Genomic DNA, 19,913 nt, shown 5'->3' on the forward strand with positions numbered 1-19,913 from the left:
GGCCGTGGTCAGCCGTCGTAGGTGTGGACGAAGCGGGCGAGGAGGCGGGCGAACTCGGTACGTTCGGCGTCCGTCCAGTCGCTCATGGCCTTGGCGAAGTGCTCCTGGCGGGTGCGGCGGGTGGCGTCCACGACGGCGCGGCCCTCGGCGGTGAGCTCCAGGTGGATGCGGCGGCCGTCCTCCTGGGAGGCGACGCGGCGGACGTAGCCGGACTTGACGGCCTCGGCGACGATGCGGCTGCCGCGCGAGGCGTCGACGCCCAGGCGGGCGGCGACCAGGCCGACGCTCATCTCCTGGCCCGCGTCGTCGGGGCCCTCGTCGATGACGTCGACGACGTGCAGGACCTGGACGTCCACGGGGAGGTTGTGGTCCCGGATCGCGGCCCGGCCCAGCCGCTGCCGCGACATCCCGCGCCGCAGCTTGACCATGCTCCGTTCGACGGCGTCCAGTGCCTCCTCGCTCATGCCGGCCAGTCTAGCTAGGTTGCGCAGCTCATATGCATGTGTTAAGCATTTAAATGCTCAGAGCATATGAATGAGGAGTGCAGATGGTTTCGACGATGCCGCCCCGGCACCGGCTGGTGGTCTTCGGCGGGCTGATGCTCGCCGGGCTCATGTCCTCGCTGGACGCGACGGTGCTCGGCACCGCGCTGCCCGCGCTCGTCGGGGACCTCGGCGGGCTCGGCCGGATGGCCTGGGTGTCGACCGCGTACGTGCTGGCCACCAGCGTCACCGTGCCGCTGTCGGGACGGCTCGGCGACCTGTTCGGCCGCCGTCCCGTCCTGCTGGTCGGGCTCGCCGGGTTCCTGGCCGGGTCGGCGGCGTGCGGGGCGGCGCCGTCCATGGACTGGCTGATCGCGTTCCGCGTCGTGCAGGGCGCCGCCGCGGGCTGCCTGATGAGCTCGATGTTCGCGCTGACCGGCGACCTGTTCGAGCCCAGGGAGCGCGCCAAGTACCAGGGCTACTCGGCGCTGATCTTCGCGGTGTCGAGCATCGCCGGGCCGCTGGTCGGCGGGTTCCTCACCGACCACGCGTCCTGGCGGTGGGTGTTCTACGTCAACCTGCCGCTCGGCCTGGCCGCCATCGCCACGACCGTGCTGTTCCTGCGGCTGCCGAAACCGGAGGGCAAGCCGCGGGTCGACTACACGGGCATCGTGCTGCTCGGCGCGGCGGTCACCTGCTTCACGCTGTTCACCAGCTGGGCGGGGACGCGGTACGCGTGGGGCTCGCCGGCCGTCCTCGCGCTGGCGGCGGGCTCGGCGGCGCTGTTCGGCCTGTGGCTCCTCGCCGAGCGGACGGCGGCCGAACCGGTGATCCCGCCGCGGCTGTTCCGCGACCGCTCGTTCGCCGTGGCCTGCGCCGTCGCGGCCGTGGGCGGCGCGACCGGGTTCGGGCTCGCGATCTACCTGCCGATGTTCTTCCAGGTCGTCGGGGGAGCGGGGGCGACGGAGTCGGGGCTGCTGCTCCTGCCGATGATGATCGGCCTGCTGATCGCGTCCATGGGCGCCGGGCGGCACATCGCCCGGACCGGCCGCTACCACCGGCTGCCCGCCGCGAGCATGGCGCTCAGCGCGCTCGGCGTCGCGCTGCTCGCGACCATGGACACCGGCACCGGCCTGCTCACCGCCTGCGCCTACATGGCGGTCCTCGGGTTCGGCGCGGGGCTGTCGCAGCAGGTGGTCATGCTCATCGCGCAGAACGCGGCGCCGCGCCGCGACCTCGGCGCGGCGAGCGCCGGGGTCTTCGCGACGCGGATGCTCGGCACCGCGGCCGGGATGGCGGTGTTCGGCGCGATCGTGTCGAGCCGGTTCGCCGAGGAGGTCGGGCGCCGCGTCCCGGCCGGGAGCGTCCCCGCGTTCCGCGACGCCGTCCGTCCCGAGGTGCTGGACACGCTGCCCGGGCCGGTGCGGGACGGCGTCGCCGAGGCGTTCGCCGCCGCCTTCTCCGACCTGTTCCTGGCCGGGCTGCCCGTCCTCGCGGTGGGACTGGCTGCGGCGCTGCTGCTGCCGGACGTCCCGCTCGCACCGCGCGGCCCGGGGCCGAAGGGCTAGCCGTCGAGGGCGGCGTCGTGGACGAGCAGCGCGATCTGCACCCGGTTGTTCAGCTCCAGCTTCGTCAGCAGCCGCGACACGTACGCCTTCACGGTCGCGACGCTGAGCGACAGCTCCGCGCCGATCTCGCTGTTGGTGCGGCCCTGCCCGACGAGGGCGGCGACGGCCCGCTCGCCGTCGCTCAGCCGCTCCAGCAGCTCCCGGGCGCGGGCCTGGCGCGGGTCGGCGCCGGAGCCCGCGACATAGGACATCATCTTGCGCAGCACGCCCGGCGACATCATCGGCTCGCCCGCCGCGACCTGCCGGATCGCCCGGATGATCTCCGGCGGCGGGGTGTGCTTCAGCAGGAACCCGCTCGCGCCCGCCCGCATCGCCCGCATGATGTGGTCGTCGGTGTCGAACGTCGTCAGGATGATGATCTCCGGCGGATCGCGGCGGGAGCGCAGCAGCTCGGTCGCGGCGAGCCCGTCCAGCCGGGGCATCCGGATGTCCATCAGGACGACGTCGGGCCGGTGCTGGTTGACGGCGCCGACCACCTCGGCGCCGTCGGCGACGTCCCCCACCACGGCGAGTTCCGGGTCGTTCGACAGCATCATCGACAGGCCGGCCCGGACGAGCGCGTCGTCGTCCACGATCAGGACGCGAACGGGTGGGGAGTCCATCCCGCCACCCTATTGCCCCGGCGCCTCAGGACCGGTGCACGCGCCGCCCGCTGACCTCCAGCGCAGGCAGCCTGAACCACGCGTCGCGCTCCCCGCCGGGCCACGGCTCGACGAGCGCGGTCCGCTCGAGCTCCTCGTCCGACAGGGGATGCGCGCCGCCGCGCAGCAGCACGCTCCAGCCCTCGCGGCTCGACTCGTCGAACCGGTCGACCTCGAACGCCGCCCGGACCTCCCCGCCGGGCACGGCCGTCAGCAGGCTCCGGTTCAGGCGCCCCCCGGCGGACGTGCGGAAGATCACCGCGTCGCCGTCCAGGGCGTAGTTCACGGGGACGACCGTGGGCCCCTCGCCGTCGTCGAACGCGACGCGGCCGACCGAGCCCTCGGCGATGAGCCGCAGGCATTCGGCGCGGTCGAGCTCTTCGAGGACGGGCCGGTCAGAGGAGTTCGCTGCCATGGACGTGTCCCTTCCCGGCTCGCCGCGCGCCATTCGCGATCTACAGCGGGAGGCGGGCGTGCAGGCGGAACCGGCCGTCGCCGGTGCGGCCGTGCTCCAGGGTGCCGCCGAGCAGCGCCACCCGCTCGGCGAGGCCGACGAGCCCCGCGCCCGCGCCGGGCATGGCGAGCGCGGGCGGGCCCGGCGAGCTCGGCGGGACGCCGTTGACGACCTCGATGTCCAGGTCGGTCCCGGCGTCGAGAGTGACCCGGACGGCGGCGCCCGGCGCGTGCTTGCGGGCGTTCGTCAGCCCCTCCTGGACGATCCGGTACGCGTGCCGCCCCACGCGCGACGGGACGCGCCCCGGGTCGGGGACGTTCTCCTCCAGCGTGACCCGCCCCCCGGCCCGCTGCGACTCCTCGACGAGCCCGGACACGTCCGCGAGCGTCGGCTGCGGCCGTTCCGGGTCGGCGCCGGGCGTGTCGCGCCGCAGCACGCCGATCACCTCGCGCAGGTCCTCCATCGCCTCGTAGGCGCTCTGCCGGATGATCCCGGCCGCCTCGCGCTGCGCGGCGGGCGTGTCCGGGCGGAACTCCAGCGCCCCCGCGTGCACGGCCAGCAGCGAGATCCGGTGCGCGAGCACGTCGTGCATCTCGCGCGCGATCCGCTCGCGCTCCAGCAGCCGCGCCTCCTCGACCCGCAGCCGCTGCTCCGACTCCGCGGACCGGGCCCGCTCGTGCAGCGACACGATCAGCTGCCGCCGCGACCGCACCAGCATCCCGACGGCGGCCAGCACCGTGTAGCCGAGGACGAACACCAGGGACGCCTCCCAGCGCTCCCGCGGGCTCGACATCGAGTTGTTCGCCAGCTGGAACAGGCCCAGGACGATCGCCGAGTTCAGCACGGTGAGCGCCACGGCGGGCTGCCAGCGGCGGTGCACCGCGACGCTGAACAGGCTCAGCGCCGTGGCGCCCCACGAGACGGAGTTGGTGACCTGGTAGAACGTCAGGAACAGCGAGACCCAGACCGGCCACCGGCGCCGGAACAGCACCAGCACCAGGATGCCTGCACCGCCGAACACTGCCTCCCGCACGTCGTGGGCCAGGCCGGGCGGCGCCGGGGCCTCCTCCCGCGCGCCCGCCAGCACCAGCAGCCCGATCATCAGGGCGGCCGCCGCGACGGCGACGTCACGGCTCCACTCGCGCGCGGACCTGCGGAGAATCACGCCATCACGCTAGCCGCCGCCGGGCGGCGCCGCAGTGGCCGCAGGTCGCCGCACCATCGACTTTGGTATCGGGCGTAGCGCCTGGGCGGGCGGGGTCAGGCCGTCCGGCCGATGCGGACGCGCCACAGGTCCGGGCCCGACTCCTCGTACTCCCAGCTGAACGCGTCCGGGTGCGCGGCCTCGAACTCGCGCCGCAGATGCTTGGGATCGTGGTTGTTGACCAGCGCGAACGACTCGCCGGGCGCGAGCCGGGAGAAGCGCGCGAAGATCCGCGGATGCCGCTGCCCGCGCGGGACCTCGCGGACGTCGATCTCCGCGGGCCGGTCGAGGCGGCCGCCGTCCAGCAGGGTCCGCAGGTCGGCGGTCATCAGGCCGAGGTCGGCGCCGGGCAGCTCGGCGAGCGCCGGCAGCAGGACGGTCTCTTCCACGGTGAAATGGACGGACAGGAGGGCCGCGAGCGTCCGGGCCGCCGCGGCGGGGTCGGCGGCCGTGCCGAGCGCGCCGATGCGCCGGTCTATCTCGGCCGCCGCGGCCCGCAGCGCGCGGACCAGCAGCCGGGTCTCGGGCGCGCCCGCCGCCGGGGCGTAGAGGGCCTCGTCGGCGGCGGCGAGATGGCGGCGCAGCTCCCCGGCGCAGAACCCCTCCGCGATGCCCGGCTCGTGGTCGGCGAGCGAGGCCAGCCGGCCCCGCAGCCGGTCGTGGATGTGGCGGACGGCGGCCGCGGCCGACACCGCCGGATCCGTGCCGGTCCCCTGGATGAACACGTCGGGCATGGCACCCCTCCTCGGTTTCACCTGATTATTACAGGTACTATTTGTAAAAATAATCCGGGGTCCAGGGAGTGCGCCGTGACCTATGTGATCGCCGAACCGTGCGTGGACGTGAAGGACCAGGCCCGCGCGGCCAGGCTCGGCGCCCTCGACGTCGATCACCCGCTGATCGCCGCCGTTCCTCCGGCAGGGGAGGGCTGACCGGCATGGCGCCCGACCGTCCCCGCAGACGCGAGGTTCTCGAAACGCTGCGTTCCGCCGCAGGGCCGCTCGGCGTCGCCGACGTCGCCGATCGGCTCGGCGTCCATCCCAACACCGCGCGCTTCCACCTGGACGCCCTCGCCGCCGACGGCGCCGTCGAGCGGACGGCGGAGCGGCCCTCCGGCCCCGGACGCCCCCGCACCGTCTACGCCCCGCGCCCCGGCATGGACCGCGGCGGCGCCCGCGGCTACCGGCTGCTCGCGCGGATCCTGCTCAGCCGCCTCGCGGCCGGCGAACCCGGCGCCGCCCGCGACGGCGCGACCCGGGCCGGCCGCGACTGGGGCCGCTACCTCGTCGACCGGCCCCCGCCGCCGCGGCGGGCGACCGCCGAAGAGGCGTCCGGACGGCTCACCGCGCTCCTGGACGACCTCGACTTCGACCCCGAGACGCGCGGCGACGTCGTCCGGCTGCGGCACTGCCCCTTCCTCGAACTCGCGGAGGAGTTCGGGCCGCTCGTCTGCGACGTCCACCTCGGCCTCATGCAGGGCGCGCTGGCCGAGCTCGGCGCGCCGCTTGCCGCCGACCGGCTGGAGCCGTTCGCCGAGCCCGGCGCGTGCGTCGCGCATCTGCGCCGGGCAGGCGGCTAGCGTCAGCCGCCGAGCTTGGCGACGGTGAGGAGGACGGCGGCGTCCTCCAGCGCCTCCAGGCTGTGCCGCGCGTCCGGGACGATGAGGAGGTCGCCGGAGATGCCGTCCCAGGAGTGCTCGCCGCTCGCCAGCCGCACCCGGCCGTGCAGGACCATGACCGTCGCCTCGCCCGGGTTCTCGTGCTCCGCCAGCACCGTGCCCGCCGTCAGCGCGATCAGCGTCTGCCGCAGGACGTGCTCGTGCCCGCCGTAGACGGTCGCGGCGCTGCGTCCGGTGGAGCCGTCCGCGGCGCGCTTCAAGTGGTCCCGTACCTGTGCGTCCAGCGAGAGCTTCTGCATGGCACCCAGTGTGCCCACCCGTCCGGAAAGGACGCGCAGGGGGTCACCCGAGGGGCGCGGACTTGACGGGCTCGCCGGTCGCGGCGCCCGCCAGCCAGTCCTGCCAGGACTTCGCCCACGGCGTCGGGCCGTTGCCGAACCGCAGCTGCCGCGAGGTGCCGGTCACCTTCACGATGTCGCCGCGCTGGGAGAAGTCGTAGAAGAACTTGGCATCGGAGGGGGAGACGTTCACGCAGCCGTGGCTGACGTTGTCGTTGCCCTGGGAGTCGGTCGACCACGGCGCGGAGTGGACGAACGTCCCGCTGTAGGTCAGCCGGACGTTCCAGTTCGTCTTGATCCGGTACTCGCCGGGGTTCCCGGTGGTCGCGGAGTCCATGACGATCCGGCCCGCCTTCTCCTGGACGATCATCGTGCCGCTGTAGCTCTCGTGGCCCGGCTTGCCGAGGCTGACCTTCATCGACCGGACCGTCCGGCCGCCGTCGGTGACCGTCGCGCGGTGCTTCTTCGCGTCGATGGTGGTGATGTGCTCCGGCCCGACGGTGAACGACACGCTGCGGTCCTTCATGCCGTACATGCCCTCGCCGGCCTTCAGGCCCGCCAGGTGCGCGACGACCTTCACCTTCTGCCCGGGCCGCCAGTACTCGCGGGGCCGGAAGTCGACCTCCTTGTCGCTGACCCAGTGCCAGGCGCCCTCCACCGGCTCGGACGCCTTGACCTCCAGGGCCTTCTCCACGGCGACCTTCCCGGCCTTCGTGCTCACCGGCCTGGACAGCAGCAGCTGCACCGGCATGCCGACGCCGACCTTCTCGCCGTCCAGCGGCGACATGCCGCTCTCCAGCTTCTTCTGCGGCGTCAGCGTCGTGAACGTGGACGTCGCCGTGCTCTCCTTGCCGCCCTCGCCGGTGCCCTTCGCGGTCACCGTGTACGTCATGGACGGACGCAGCGTCCACGACGACTTCCACGACGAACCGTCGGCGGCGAGCGTCCCCTGCGCCTTGGTGTTCTTCTTGCCGTAGGTGAGGGTGACGCTCGTCAGCTTCCCGTTGTCGGCGGTGACGGTGACGGGCTTGTCGGGTTCGACCTGCTGGGCGCCGGTCGCGGGCGTGATGGCGAGCTTCACGGCGTCCTCGGCCGCCTTGCCGCCGCCGTCTCCGCCGCCGCCCCCGGACGAGCAGCCGGCCACGGCGATGGCCGCCGCCCCCGCGATCGCCACGATCGCCGTTCCGGTCCGGGCCTTCAGCACCAGAGCCCTCCTCACGCTCGACGGGTCCCTTTGTCAGGGTATGCACGGTTTTACGCAAGGCATGCGAAAGCCTGGAGAACGGCCGGGTTTCGCCTGGTCGTGGGCAAGGATCGGTCAGGGCCAGGGGGACGCCAGGCCCTCCGCGCCATGGGGGAGGCGGGCGGCGGCGGCCCTGTCCAGGAAGAACAGCGTGCCCTGCCGGCCCCGCGCCCCCGCGACCGGCGCCCGGACGGGCGACGGCTCCGTCAGGCCGAGCCGGACGGCCTCCGCCTTCGACCCGCCCGCCGCCAGCAGCCACACCTCCTCCGCCGCCCGCAGCGACGGGAGCGTCAGCGAGATCCGGGTCGGCGGCGGCTTCGGCGCGTCCCGCACCGCCACCACCGGACGCTCGTCGCGCAGCGCGGGCATCTCCGGGAACAGCGACGCCACGTGCGCGTCCGGGCCCACGCCGAGCATCAGCACGTCGAACGGCGCCACGGCCTCCCCGGGACGGGCGGCGGCGCGCAGCTCGGCGGCGTAGCGCCCGGCGGCCGCCTCGGGGTCGTCGCCGTCCGGGCCGTCGGCCGCGGGCATCGGGTGCACCCGCGCCGGGTCGACCGGGACGTGGTCGAGCAGCGCCGCGCGGGCGCCGGTCTCGTTGCGCTCCGGGTCACCTGTGGGGCAGAACCGCTCGTCGCCCCACCACACGTCCACGCGGCCCCAGTCGACCGCGTCGCGGGCGCCGGACGCGGCCAGCGCGGCGAGCACCGCCGTGCCGACGCCGCCGCCGGTCAGCACCACCGACGCCGAGCCGCGGGCCGCCTGCGCGTCCACGAGCCGCGTCACGAGCCTGGCCGCCACGGCCTCGGCGAGGACGTCCTGGTCACGGTGCACCAGTACCGACAGGGGGATCACGCGTCCTCCGCGTGGTCGCGGCCCTGCTCGGCCGCCTGCTCGATCGCGGGCCCGGTCTGCGCCGCGTCCGCGGTCGCCGACAGCGGGTCGCTCGCGGTGCCCTCACCCGTCGTCCCGCCCGCGAGGTCCTTGGCGAACCGGCTCGCGGCCTCGCGGTACACCTCGTCGGGGTCGAGCCGGCGCAGCTCCTCGGCCAGCAGATCCGACATCGGGCGGCGCATCAGCGCCACCTGCCGGTCGGGCTGGCCGGGCCGGCACAGCGTCGCGACCCGCCCGTCCGGGCGGTGGATCACGATGTCGCCGCCGGTCGTCACCAGCCGGACGCCGGTGATGCCCGGGCCCTCCGACACCGCCCGGTCCATCGGGACGCCGAGCCGGATCGACAGCCACGCCGCCAGCAGCTCCGCGCTCGGGCTGTCCGGCTCTGCCGCCACCTCGCCGGACACGATCTCGTCGTGCTCCTGGTCGAGCGCGGCGGCCAGCAGCGACCGCCAGTTCGTCAGCCGCGTCCAGGTGAAGTCGGTGTCGCCCGGCCGGTAGCCGCTCGCGAGCTGCGCGAGGGTGCCGAGCCGGTCACGGGCGGCGTAGGAGTCGGTCACCCGCCGCTGCGCCAGCTGCCCGAGGGGGTCCTTCGCCGGGACCTTCGGCACCTTGCCGCCCGGCCACCACGTCACCACCGGGGTGTCGGGCATCAGCAGCGGCACGACGACCGAGTCGGCGTGCTCGGCCAGCGGCCCGTACATGCGCAGCAGGACCGTCTCGCCGGGCCCGGTCTCGCCCATCCGGATCTCGGCGTCGAGGCGGGACGAGCCGCCGCGCGGGTCGCGGGAGATCACCGTCAGCACCCGGCACGGATGCTCGCGGGCCGCCTCCGTCGCCGCGCGGACCGCGTCGTACTGCGCGGACTCGTCGGTCACGATGATCAGGGTGAGGACCATGCCGACGGCGGGGCCGCCCATCAGGTGCCGCGACTGGGTCAGCGCGTCCTGGATCTGCCGGGTGGTGGTCCCCGTGAGGTCGATGTTCATCTAACGCCCCGTTCGTTCATCTCGCGCCCCGTTCGTTCGTCGAAGCCGTTCGCGTCCAAGGCCGTTCGCGCCTGTGGAGCGGTCCCGGCTAGAGCCGCCGCCACGTGCGGCCGTCGCGCGCCATCAGCTCGTCGGCGCTGTCGGGCCCGTAGCCGCCGGACTTGTACTGGTCGAGGCCGCCCCGGCCGGCCCAGAAGTCCTCGATCGGGTCGAGGATCCGCCAGGACAGCTCGACCTCCTCCTGGCGCGGGAACAGCGGCGGGTCGCCGATCAGCACGTCCAGCAGCAGCCGCTCGTACGCCTCCGGCGAGGTCTCGGTGAACGACTCCCCGTACGCGAAGTCCATGTTGACGTCGCGGATCTCCATCGACGTGCCGGGCACCTTCGAGCCGAACCTGACCGTGATGCCCTCGTCCGGCTGCACCCGCATGACCAGGGCGTTCTGCCCGAGCTCCTCGGTGTCGGTCTCCGAGAACGGCAGGTGCGGCGCCTGCTGGAACACCATCGCGACCTCCGTCACCCGGCGGCTGAGCCGCTTGCCGGTGCGCAGGTAGAACGGGACGCCCGCCCAGCGCCGGTTGTCGATCTCCAGCTTGACGGCCGCGTAGGTCTCGGTGCGGGAGTCGGCGGGGATGCCGTCCTCCTCCAGGTAGCCGCGGACGTTCACGCCGCCCTGCCAGCCCGCCGCGTACTGCCCCCGCGCCGTGGACGCCTCCAGATCGCCGGGCACCCGCACCGACGACAGGATCTTCGCCTTCTCGGCCCGGACGGCCTCCGCGCTGAACGACGTCGGCTCCTCCATCGCCGTCAGCGCCAGCAGCTGCAGCAGGTGGTTCTGGATGACGTCGCGGGCCGCGCCGATGCCGTCGTAGTACCCGGCCCGGCCGCCGATGCCGATGTCCTCGGCCATCGTGATCTGCACGTGGTCGACGAACGAGCGGTTCCAGATCGGCTCGAACATCGTGTTGGCGAACCGCAGCGCCAGGATGTTCTGCACGGTCTCCTTGCCGAGGTAGTGGTCGATCCGGAAGATCGACTCCTCGGGGAAGACGCGGTGCACGGTGTCGTTCAGCTCGACGGCGGTCTTCAGGTCGCGGCCGAACGGCTTCTCGATGACGACCCGCCGCCACGACCCCTCCCTGCGGTCGGCGAGCCCGCTGCGCCGCAGCTGCTCGACGACCTTCGGGAAGAACTTCGGGGGGATCGACAGGTAGAACGCGTAGTTGCCGCCCGTGCCGCGGGTGTCGTCCAGCTCCTTGACGGCCATCGACAGCGCGTCGAACGCCCCCGGGTCGTCGAACGTGCCGGGGACGAAGTGCATGCCCTCCGACAGGTGCGTCCAGACGTCCTCGCGGAACGGGGTGCGGGCGTGGGCCTTGACGGACTCGTGGGCGATCTCGCGGAAGTCCTCGTGCTCCCAGTCGCGGCGGGCGAAGCCGACGAGGGAGAAGCCCGGCGGCAGCAGCCCCCGGTTGGCCAGGTCGTAGATCGCGGGGAGCAGCTTCTTGCGCGACAGGTCACCGGTGACGCCGAACAGCACGAGCACGCACGGTCCGGCCACGCGCGGGAGTCGCTTGTCCCGGGGGTCGCGGAGCGGGTTGGCCGGGCTGATCAGTGGGTCGGTCACAAGGTCCCCTTCGTCGGTGGTCGCACTGCTCGGTCAGTCCCCTTCTCTGGCGGAGTCGAGGAGCCGGGCGAGCCCCGCCCGGCGGTCCTGCAGGTGCAGCCGCACCACCGGGCGGCCGGCGGCGCGCGCGTCGCGGGCGTCGCCGAGCGCCCTCGCGAGCTGCAGCATCCCGAGCCGGTGGTGGCGTCCCGGGACCGGCACGTCGCGGACGACGTTCCCGGTCACCATCAGATATACGCCACCATCACGGTGATCATTCCAGATGGCGGGGTGACCCGCGCCCCAGTCCACGGTCACCGGGCGGCGCGACCGGACGGCGAGCAGCGCGGCCAGCCGGCGCACCTGCGCGCCCTGCCCGGCCGCCTCGTCCGGGTCCAGGTAGGCGACGATCGCGAGATGCTCCTCGGCGCCGACTCGGGCGGCGAGCGCGTCCATCAGCGCGGGCAGGTCCGGCGCGGTCATCAGCTCCGGGACGGTCGTGAACACCTCCACGGACCGGCCGGGGGCGCCGTCGGTGAGCAGCGGCGCGCCGGTCCCGTCGTCGAGCGAGAGCGTGGCCGCGCCGTGCCGCGGTGCGAGCGGGTCCAGCTCCATCAGGTAGGACGCGACGGCCGCCGCGTACTCCCAGACGACGAGCTGGGCGGCGAGCGGGCCGGTGACGGTGGCGTCGTCCTGGCGGGGGCGGCCGTCGAACGTCACGAGGAACAGGTCGTCGGCGGGCCGCAGCGGGAGGCCGCCGTCCTGGACGACCGGCGTCAGCCGCCCGCCCGCCGTCTCCTCCAGCAGTAACGCGACCCACCGCGCGAGGCCCGGCAGCGCCGCCGGGTAGCCGCCGAGCACGGCCGTGCGGCGCCCGGCGCGAACCGCGCCGCCGAGGATCGCGCCGAGGACGAGCCCCGGGTTGTTCTCCGGCCGGGTGAGCGACGGCAGGACGGCGGTGGCGTCGTCGAGCAGCGCCGGGACGTCGGCGCCCGCGAGGGCCGCGGGCACCAGCGCGTAGGGGGACAGGGCGCCGAACGGGGTCGGCGCGGGCGCCTCGATCAGCGGATGGCCCGCCTCGGCGGCGTGCTTGGCGGCCGCGGCGCGCGGCTCGGCGACGGTGACGAACCGCCGCGCGACCTCGGCGGGCGGCAGGTCCAGCACGTCCTTGAGCATTCCCTCCAGGACCTGGCGGAGCGCGTCGGAGGCGGGGTCGTCGCCCGTCACGACGATCAGCGTCCGGCCGAGCCGCTCCGGGTCGTCGGCGAGGCGCAGCAGCGGGCCGGGCTCCGGCCCGTCGAGGACGGTGAGCGGCATGATGGGGGAGCGCGGCTCATCGTCCGCCTCCGCCCCGGCCAGGCGGTGCGCGGCGACGATCAGTTCGGCGGCGCGGGCGGGGGCGCCGTGCCCGAGCAGCGCGACCTCGGTCAGCCCGTCCGCGCGGGCCCGCAGGCGCAGCTCCGCCGCGCGCTCCAGGGCGGCGCGTCCCGGCCCCGGCTGGCTTGGCCAGCACAGCGCGCGGCCCTCCGCCACGGCGGTCGCGGCGGACGGCCACAGCGTCGGGTCCTCCGAGGCGAGCCGGACGGGCACCTCGTCGATCCAGAGCCTGCCCAGCACCCGCTCGGCGGCCGCCCGGAGCGGTCCTCGGGCGGTGATGGCCGTCTCCCCCGAGACGACGCCGGTGAAGCTCACGGCCTGCGCGCTCCCGCCACCGCCCGTACCGCCTCGGTGAGCCTGCCGGCGCCGTCCACCGGGTCCTGCAGATGCAGCCGGATCACCGGGAGCCGCCGCCTGCGCAGCGCACGCAGCTCGCCGAGCGCCCGCGCGATCTGCAGCTTCGCGAGGCTGTAGGGGCGGCCGGGGACGGGCTGCGTGGCGAGCGTGTCGCCCGGCGCCGGGTCTCCGGTGATGATGAGGAACGCGCCGTTGCCGCGGCCGTCCTTGTGCACCGGCCCGGTGGCGTGCGGGTAGGCGGGCCCGGGCCCGTAGGCGACGGGACGCCCCGACGCGCGCGCCAGCGACGGCGCCAGATAACGCCCGGAGAAGTCGCCCAGGTACGTCATGACCGACAGGTAACCGTCGGACGGCACCGACGCGACCAGCCCGCCGAGGACGGTCTGCAGCTCGGCGCCCGGCGGCCATGGGAAGTCGGCGTGCACCTCGATGCCGTCCTCGACGTACACCGGCCGCTCCCCGGACAGCGGCCCGTCGCCCGCCGCGCGCAGCAGCGACGCGGCGTCGTCCTCGGCCTCCTGGACGACCGTGCCGCCCGCCTCGAACGGGTTCACGCCGAGCAGCCACCCGGCGACCGCCGTCGCGTACTCCCACATCAGGAACTGCGCGCCGAGCGGCGCCCACACCGAGGTGTCGGACTCCTCGTCGGCCGCCGACCGCGGGTTGATCGACACGCCGTGCACGTCGGGGAACGCGCCGCGCCCGCCGAGCGCCTCCAGCGCCAGCACGCCCTTGCCGTGCTTGCCGGTGCCGACGGCGAGGAGCTGGGAGATCCAGGCGCTCAGCGCGCCCGTCCCGCCGGGCTCGCGCAGCAGCACCTTGTCGCGGGCGAGGCCGCCCTGGCCCTGCTGCGCGCAGCCGCCCAGGATCGCGCCGAGCAGCAGGCCCGGGTTGTCCTCGTCCTTGCCGAGCGAGGGCGCCAGCGACGCCGCCTCCTCCAGCAGCCGCTCCGCGTCGGCGCCCGCGAGGACGGCCGGGACCAGCCCGTACGCCGACAGCGCCCCGTAGTGCCCCGGCAGGTACGGGTCGGTCAGGCCGATCCGGTAGCCGCACTGGCGGGCGAAGTCGTGCAGCGGGCTGCCGTGGTCGGTGATGACGAGGAACCGGCTCGCGATCTCCCGCTCCGACAGGCCCCGCTCGCGGAACGCGGCCGCGAAGATCCTGCGGTAGGCGTCGCCTTCGAGCGACACGCCCGCCTTGCTGGCCAGCACGACCAGCGTCCGGTCGAGGCGCTCCAGCGCGAACGCGAGCGCGGCGGTGTCGCTGCCGTCAAGGACGGTCAGCTCGCCCGCCGGGCGGCCCGTCCCGTTCGCCTCCCGACCGGTGCCGCCGGGCGGCGCGTGCGCCTCCATGATCGCCTGCGCGGCGAGGCTCTCCGCGCCGACGCCGATCAGCACGATGTGGTCGAGACCCGAGTAGCGCGCCTCCGACACCAGGCCGTCCACCTGGCTCAGCAGCCCGCGGGAGGCGAACGGCAGGTCGAGCCAGCCGAGCCGGCTGTGGTCGACCGCGCGCCGGCCCCACAGCCGCGGGTCCTTCGCGGCCAGCGCGCCGGGGACGCCGCAGCTCACGAGGTAGTCCCTCGCCCGCAGCGCCGAGTCCAGCACGTCGCCGCGCGTCAGTACGTCGAATCCGGACACTGCACCCTCCCTCCCCCCATCGTTTCAGGAGAGAAAGGGCATTCGCGACCTTCTCCATCGATCTTCTTGGCGGCGGCGCCTGGACCGGTGGCCGGGTCAGGCCGGAGTAAGGGCGGCGGGTCAGGTCGCCGGGCCGGTCCGCCGGGTCAGGCGAGGGCCTCGGCGAGCTGGGCGAGGCCGTCCGCGCGGTCGCGCAGATGCAGGCGGACGGCGGGACGGCCGAGCGACCGGAGGACCCGCAGGCCCCCGAACGCCTGGGCGAGCTGCAGCTCCCCGAGGCTGTAGGGCCGGCCGGGGACCGGGACGTCGCCCGTGACGGCCCCGGTGAGCTGCAGGAACGCGCCGTTCCGCGGGCCGCCCTTGTGGTACTGGCCGGCCGTGTGCAGGGCGCGCGGACCCCACCCGAACGTGACGGGCGCCGGACGCCGCCGCACCTTCGCGCACCGGGCGGCCAGCAGCGGCCGCAGCCCGGCCGCCGCCGCGTCCCCGGCCCGGTCAAGGTAGGCGACCGCGGCGAGGTAGCCGCCGTCCGGGACGTCCTCCAGAACCGCGTCGAGGGCCTCGGTCAAGGTCTGCGCGCCGCGCAGCACGCCCTCGGGGGCGTGGACCTCCACCGCGCCCGCCACCAGCTCCGGCGGCCGCGCCACGACCGTGGGCGCCGCGCCCTCCTCGGAGCGCAGCAGCGCCGCCGTGCTCTCCACCGACTGGGCGACGTCGGGCTCGGCGAACGGATCCACGCCGATCACCCGGCACGCCGCCGCGACCGCGTACTCCCACAGCAGGAACTGCGCGCCCAGCGGACCGGCGACGCTCACACCCGCCTCCCGGCCCGGGCCGGGCTCGTCGGGGCGGCGGCCCAGGATGACGCGGCGCAGGTCGTCGGACAGCTCGAAGCCCGGCGCGTCGACGCTCTCCACCACGACCGGCAGCAGGCCCTTGCCGTCCTTGCCCATCGCCCCGGCGACCAACTGCTCGGCCCACCCGGCGAAGCCTTCGAGGCCCGAGCCGTAGTCGGCGATGACCAGCTTGTCGCGGGCGCCGAGCGCCGACGAGGCGAGCGCCGCGCCCAGCGCCAGCGCCGGGTTGTCGTACGGCTGCCGGAGCGCCCGCGCCAGCCGGGACGCCTCGTCCAGCAGGACGGTCACGTCCACCCCGGCGAGCGCGGCGGCGACGAGGCCCCGCGCGCCGAGCGCACCGAAACGCGCGTCGACGTCGGCCTCCGCGTGGACGAGGTGATGGCCCCCGTCCTGGGCGGCCTGTTCGAGCGCGGATCCCTCCTCGGCCACGATCACGAACCGGCGGGCCAGCTCGGCGCCGCCGAGCCCGGCCTCGGAGAACGCCCGCCCGAAGACGCGGCGCAGCGCCTCCGTCTCGGCGCTCTCACCGGCCACGACGACGAGCGTCCGCGCCAGGTCGCCGGATAGCACGCCCGACACCTCATGCGGGTCGGACGTGTCCAGGACGATCAGTTCCGTCTCTCCAGAGCCGCCGGCGGTGCGGAACATCGCGTCGGCGGCGAGCGCGGAACCGCCCGCGCCGAGCAGGACGACCCGGTCGAGACCGGCCTCGCGGGCCTCGGCCGCCGGGTCGGCCAGCCGGGCCGCCAGCGACCGCGAGGCCTCCGGCAGGTCCAGCCAGCCGAGCCGGCGGGCGGCGAGCGGGGCCGCGTCGGGCCCCCACAGGTTGGCGTTCCCGGACGTCAGCGAGCCGGGGACGCCGTCGGAGACGAGACGGTCCAGGACCGTCTCGCTCTCGTCGACGACGGCGCCGCGGATGGTGACCGAGATCCCCCCGGCGGTCACCACCGAGGTCACGCGCCGGCCCTCTTGGCTTCCAGCTCGCCGGTGATGGAGTCGAGCAGCTCCTTCCAGGAGGCCGCGAACTTCTCGACGCCCTCCTCTTCGAGCACCTTCACGACGTCGTCGTAGTCGACCCCGGCGTCCTTCAGCGCCGCCATGTGCGCGCGGGCGTCGTCGTAGGAGCCGCGGACGGTGTCGCCGCGCAGCTGCCCGTGGTCGGCGACCGCCTCCAGCGTCGCCTCCGGCATCGTGTTGACCGTGCCGGGCGCGACGAGCTCGTCGACGTACAGCGTGTCGGCGAGGTCGGGGTCCTTCACGCCGGTCGAGGCCCACAGCGGACGCTGCGGGCGCGCCCCCGCGTCCTTCAGCGCCTTCCACCGGCCGGTGCCGAACTTCTCCTCGTACAGCGCGTACGCGAGCCGCGCGTTGGCGAGGCCCGCCTTGGACTCCAGCGCTTTCGCCGCGTCCGTGCCGATCTTCTTCAGCCGCTTGTCGATCTCGGTGTCGACCCGGCTGACGAAGAACGACGCCACCGACGCGATCTTCGACAGGTCGTGGCCGTTCTCGCGGGCCTGCTCCAGCCCGGCGAAGAACGCGTCGATCACCTTGCCGTAGCGCTCCAGCGAGAAGATCAGCGTCACGTTCACGCTGATGCCCTGCGCCAGCGTCGCCGTGATCGCGGGCAGGCCCGCCTCCGTCGCCGGGATCTTGATGAACAGGTTGGGCCGGTCCACCAGCCACCACAGCACCCGCGCCTCGGCGACCGTCGCGCGGGTGTCGCGGGCCAGCCGCGGGTCGACCTCGATCGACACCCGGCCGTCGAGGCCGTCCGTCCGGTCGTACACCGGGCGCAGCACGTCACAGCCCCAGCGGATGTCGCGGGTGATGATCGCGCGGGACGCCTCCTCGACGTCCATGCCGAGCACCGCCAGGTCGCGGACCTGGTCGTCGTAGGCCGTGCCCTTGCTCAGCGCCTTCGCGAAGATCGTCGGGTTGGACGTGACCCCGACGACGTTGCGGTCCTTGACCAGCTCGGCCAGGTTGCCCGACTTGAGCCGGTCGCGGCTGATGTCGTCCAGCCAGATCGACACGCCCTCGTCCGAGAGCGCCTTCAGAATGTCGCTCATCGTCTCCTACCTTTCTGGGGGGCGACCCCCAGACCCCCGGGGCGGAGCCCCGAAGATCCTCGCTTCGCTGCGGTCATCGAGGCTCCCTAGTTGCCGGTGGTCTCGCCGCGCCCCGCGTGCCCGACGCCCGCCCTGATCAGGCTGGCCTTCGCCGCCGCGACGACCCGCTCGGCGGTGATGCCGAACTGGAGGAACAGCGTCTTGTAGTCGGCGGACGCGCCGAAGTGCTCCAGGCTCACCGCCTCGCCGGCGTCCCCGATGAAGGTGCGCCAGCCGAGCGCGACGCCCGCCTCGACCGACACGCGGGCGCGGACGCCGGGCGGCAGGACCTCCTGCCGGTAGGCGTCGGTCTGCGCCTCGAACCACTCCACGCACGGCATCGACACGACGCGGGTCGGGGTGCCCTCGGCCTGGAGCGTGTCGCGGGCCTCCAGCGCGAGCTGCACCTCGCTGCCGGTCGCGATGATGATCACATCGGGCTGCCCGCCGTCGGCGTCGGCGAGCACGTAGCCGCCCTTCGCGGTGCCCTCGGCGGACGCCAGCGCGCCGCCCCGGTCGAGCGTCGGCAGCTTCTGCCGCGTCAGCGCGAGACCGGCCGGGCGGTCGGTGTGGGTGAGGATCGTCCGCCACGCCACCGCGGTCTCGTTGGCGTCACCGGGACGGACGACGTCCAGGCCCGGGATCGCCCGCAGCGCCCACAGGTGCTCGACGGGCTGGTGCGTCGGGCCGTCCTCGCCGAGCCCGATCGAGTCGTGCGTCCACACGAACGTGACCGGCAGCTTCATCAGCGCCGCCAGCCGCACCGCCGGGCGCATGTAGTCGCTGAACACCAGGAACGTGCCGCCGTAGGGGCGGGTGCCGCCGTGCAGCGCGATGCCGTTGCAGATCGCGGCCATCGCGTGCTCGCGGACGCCGAAGTGCAGCGTGCGGCCGTAGCGGCCGCCGGGGAACTCCTTGGTCTGGAACTCCTCGGGGATGAACGACGGCTCGCCCTTCATCGTCGTGTTGTTGCTGTCGGCGAGGTCGGCCGAGCCGCCCCACAGCTCCGGCAGCACCGGCGCCAGCGAGGCGAGGATCTGCCCGGACGCGGCGCGCGTCGCGATGTCCTTCCCCGCCTCGAACGCCGGCAGCGCGGTCTCCCAGTCGGACGGCAGCGTGCGCGCAGCGATCCGGTCGTACTCGGCGGCCCGCTCCGGGTTCGCCGCCCGCCACGCCTCGAACGTCGTGTTCCATTCGGCGTGGGCGGCGCGGCCCCGCTCGCACACCCCGCGGGCGTGCGCCAGGACGTCCTGCGCGACGTGGAAGCTCTCCGCCGGGTCCAGGCCGAGGATGCGCTTGGTCGCCGCGACCTCGTCCGCGCCGAGCGCCGAACCGTGCGCCTTGCCGGTGTTCTTCTTGTTCGGCGCGGGCCAGCCGATGATCGTCCGCAGCGCGATGAACGACGGCCGGGACGTCTCCGCCTTCGCCGCGGCGAACGCGGCGGCCAGCGCGGCGACGTTCTCCTCGTAGTCGCCGTTCTCCGTCCAGTCGACCTGGTGGACGTCCCACCCGTAGGCGGCGTACCGGGCCCGCACGTCCTCCGACATCGCGATCGCGGTGTCGTCCTCGATCGAGATGCGGTTGTCGTCCCACAGCAGGACCAGGTTCCCGAGCCGCTGGTGCGCGGCGAGCGCGCTCGCCTCGTGGCTGATGCCCTCCTGGACGTCGCCGTCGGACGCGAACGCCCAGACCGTGTGGTCGAACGGCGACTCGCCCTGCGCCGCGTCCGGGTCGAACAGGCCGCGCTCGCGGCGCGCCGCCATCGCCATCCCGACGGCGTTCGCGATGCCCTGCCCGAGGGGGCCCGTCGTCGTCTCCACGCCCGCGGTGTGCCCGAACTCCGGGTGGCCGGGGGTGAGGCTGCCCCACTTGCGCAGGGCCTTCAGGTCGTCCAGCGTCATCGGGTAGCCCGACAGGTACAGCTGGATGTAGAGGGTCAGGCTGGAGTGGCCGCAGGACAACACGAACCTGTCCCGTCCGGGCCAGTGCGGGTCCGTCGGGTCGTGCCGGAGGAAGCGCTGGAAGAGAAGGTAGGCGGCGGGCGCGAGGCTCATCGCCGTCCCCGGGTGGCCGGAGCCCGCCTCCTCGACCGCGTCCATCGCCAGGGCGCGGACCGCGTCCACCGCCCGCCGGTCTTGGTCGGACCACTCAAACGTGCTGTCTGCCCTGCTCACGGAACGCCGGGCTCCTCTCGAACCGGTGTACGGATGTGCTGTGTGCGCCGCCCGCGCGTGCCCGTCCCTAACGGCGGTAACGTCCGGCGGTGCGGCGCCTCTTCCCGCCGGCCCCGTGCGACGCCCCGTCCGTGACCGGCGAAGATCATGACTCGCCCTTCGCGAGCCTATCGCCAAGCACCCCTGCCCGGACGTACCGGCGCCTAACACGCGCGGGCCCCCTGGCGAGGGTGATCAGGTGACCCGGTGCGTGACCCCCGGAGGGGGCGCACTACAGTGATGGCGCGGTTGACGACAGCGGCC

General features: G+C 74.3%; 18 protein-coding genes. 3 read left to right on the forward strand and 15 right to left on the reverse strand.

Translation table 11 applies throughout. From position 1 onward, the window contains the following. Positions 1 to 8: 8 nt before the first annotated feature. Positions 9 to 464, reverse strand: coding sequence for a MarR family winged helix-turn-helix transcriptional regulator (locus ACH34S_RS21200; protein ID WP_395954422.1), 456 nt, complete (start codon positions 462 to 464; stop codon positions 9 to 11). An 83-nt stretch (positions 465 to 547) separates the two neighbouring features. Between ACH34S_RS21200 and ACH34S_RS21205 the strand changes: the two genes are divergently transcribed. Further along, the gene (locus ACH34S_RS21205; RefSeq protein ID WP_395954423.1) at positions 548 to 2,050 is read left to right on the forward strand and encodes an MDR family MFS transporter; all 1,503 of its coding nucleotides are present in this window, start codon (positions 548 to 550) and stop codon (positions 2,048 to 2,050) included. Here ACH34S_RS21205 and ACH34S_RS21210 read toward each other — a convergent pair. The 4 genes from ACH34S_RS21210 to ACH34S_RS21225 all read right to left on the reverse strand — a co-directional run bounded on the left by ACH34S_RS21210 (position 2,047) and on the right by ACH34S_RS21225 (position 5,143). Beyond that, the gene (locus ACH34S_RS21210; RefSeq protein ID WP_395954424.1) at positions 2,047 to 2,712 is read right to left on the reverse strand and encodes a response regulator; all 666 of its coding nucleotides are present in this window, start codon (positions 2,710 to 2,712) and stop codon (positions 2,047 to 2,049) included. The genes ACH34S_RS21205 and ACH34S_RS21210 overlap by 4 nt on opposite strands. A gap of 25 nt (positions 2,713 to 2,737) precedes the next feature. Beyond that, positions 2,738 to 3,166, reverse strand: a complete 429-nt coding sequence (locus ACH34S_RS21215; RefSeq protein WP_395954425.1) for a pyridoxamine 5'-phosphate oxidase family protein — start codon at positions 3,164 to 3,166, stop codon at positions 2,738 to 2,740. Between the two features lie 40 nt (positions 3,167 to 3,206). Beyond that, the gene (locus ACH34S_RS21220; protein ID WP_395954426.1) at positions 3,207 to 4,370 is read right to left on the reverse strand and encodes a sensor histidine kinase; all 1,164 of its coding nucleotides are present in this window, start codon (positions 4,368 to 4,370) and stop codon (positions 3,207 to 3,209) included. 95 nt (positions 4,371 to 4,465) lie between these two features. Beyond that, positions 4,466 to 5,143 (reverse strand): DUF2249 domain-containing protein, encoded by a 678-nt coding sequence (locus tag ACH34S_RS21225; RefSeq protein ID WP_395954427.1) that lies wholly within the window; start codon positions 5,141 to 5,143, stop codon positions 4,466 to 4,468. 75 nt (positions 5,144 to 5,218) lie between these two features. Here ACH34S_RS21225 and ACH34S_RS21230 point away from each other — a divergent pair, with 75 nt between their 5' ends. Further along, positions 5,219 to 5,341, forward strand: coding sequence for a hypothetical protein (locus ACH34S_RS21230; protein WP_395954428.1), 123 nt, complete (start codon positions 5,219 to 5,221; stop codon positions 5,339 to 5,341). Between the two features lie 5 nt (positions 5,342 to 5,346). After that, on the forward strand, positions 5,347 to 5,988 hold the full coding sequence (locus ACH34S_RS21235) for a helix-turn-helix transcriptional regulator (protein WP_395954429.1): 642 nt from the start codon (positions 5,347 to 5,349) through the stop codon (positions 5,986 to 5,988). A 2-nt stretch (positions 5,989 to 5,990) separates the two neighbouring features. Here the strand turns inward: ACH34S_RS21235 and ACH34S_RS21240 are convergent, their stop codons facing one another. From ACH34S_RS21240 to tkt, 10 genes are all read right to left on the reverse strand, one after another. Continuing rightward, positions 5,991 to 6,326, reverse strand: a complete 336-nt coding sequence (locus ACH34S_RS21240; protein ID WP_395954430.1) for a cupin domain-containing protein — start codon at positions 6,324 to 6,326, stop codon at positions 5,991 to 5,993. A 43-nt stretch (positions 6,327 to 6,369) separates the two neighbouring features. Further along, entirely contained in the window at positions 6,370 to 7,569 is a 1,200-nt protein-coding gene (locus ACH34S_RS21245) for an Ig-like domain-containing protein (protein ID WP_395954431.1), read from the reverse strand. A gap of 114 nt (positions 7,570 to 7,683) precedes the next feature. Continuing rightward, the gene (pgl, locus tag ACH34S_RS21250; RefSeq protein ID WP_395954432.1) at positions 7,684 to 8,463 is read right to left on the reverse strand and encodes a 6-phosphogluconolactonase; all 780 of its coding nucleotides are present in this window, start codon (positions 8,461 to 8,463) and stop codon (positions 7,684 to 7,686) included. Then, positions 8,460 to 9,491: a glucose-6-phosphate dehydrogenase assembly protein OpcA gene (locus ACH34S_RS21255; protein WP_395954433.1), complete on the reverse strand. Its 1,032-nt coding sequence runs from the start codon at positions 9,489 to 9,491 to the stop codon at positions 8,460 to 8,462. Before ACH34S_RS21255 ends, pgl begins: the two co-directional genes overlap by 4 nt. A gap of 88 nt (positions 9,492 to 9,579) precedes the next feature. Beyond that, on the reverse strand, positions 9,580 to 11,118 hold the full coding sequence (gene zwf / locus ACH34S_RS21260) for a glucose-6-phosphate dehydrogenase (RefSeq protein ID WP_395954434.1): 1,539 nt from the start codon (positions 11,116 to 11,118) through the stop codon (positions 9,580 to 9,582). 33 nt (positions 11,119 to 11,151) lie between these two features. Then, positions 11,152 to 12,789 (reverse strand): glucose-6-phosphate isomerase, encoded by a 1,638-nt coding sequence (locus ACH34S_RS21265; protein ID WP_395954435.1) that lies wholly within the window; start codon positions 12,787 to 12,789, stop codon positions 11,152 to 11,154. After that, complete coding sequence (locus ACH34S_RS21270; RefSeq protein WP_395954436.1) at positions 12,786 to 14,471, reverse strand: phosphoheptose isomerase; 1,686 nt, start codon at positions 14,469 to 14,471, stop codon at positions 12,786 to 12,788. Before ACH34S_RS21270 ends, ACH34S_RS21265 begins: the two co-directional genes overlap by 4 nt. Positions 14,472 to 14,617: 146 nt before the next feature. After that, positions 14,618 to 16,285 carry a glucose-6-phosphate isomerase gene (locus ACH34S_RS21275; protein ID WP_395954437.1) on the reverse strand — a complete coding sequence of 556 codons (1,668 nt, stop codon included), beginning with the start codon at positions 16,283 to 16,285 and terminating at the stop codon, positions 14,618 to 14,620. Continuing rightward, a complete protein-coding gene (gene tal, locus ACH34S_RS21280) occupies positions 16,282 to 17,397 on the reverse strand; it encodes a transaldolase (RefSeq protein WP_395954438.1) in 1,116 nt (371 codons plus the stop codon). The genes ACH34S_RS21275 and tal overlap by 4 nt, the downstream gene beginning before the upstream one ends. Before the next feature lie 86 nt (positions 17,398 to 17,483). Continuing rightward, the gene (gene tkt / locus ACH34S_RS21285; RefSeq protein ID WP_395954550.1) at positions 17,484 to 19,535 is read right to left on the reverse strand and encodes a transketolase; all 2,052 of its coding nucleotides are present in this window, start codon (positions 19,533 to 19,535) and stop codon (positions 17,484 to 17,486) included. Positions 19,536 to 19,913: the final 378 nt, after the last annotated feature.

Origin of the sequence: Actinomadura sp. 3N508 (assembly GCF_044326375.1) — a bacterium.
Taxonomy (GTDB): domain Bacteria; phylum Actinomycetota; class Actinomycetes; order Streptosporangiales; family Streptosporangiaceae; genus Spirillospora.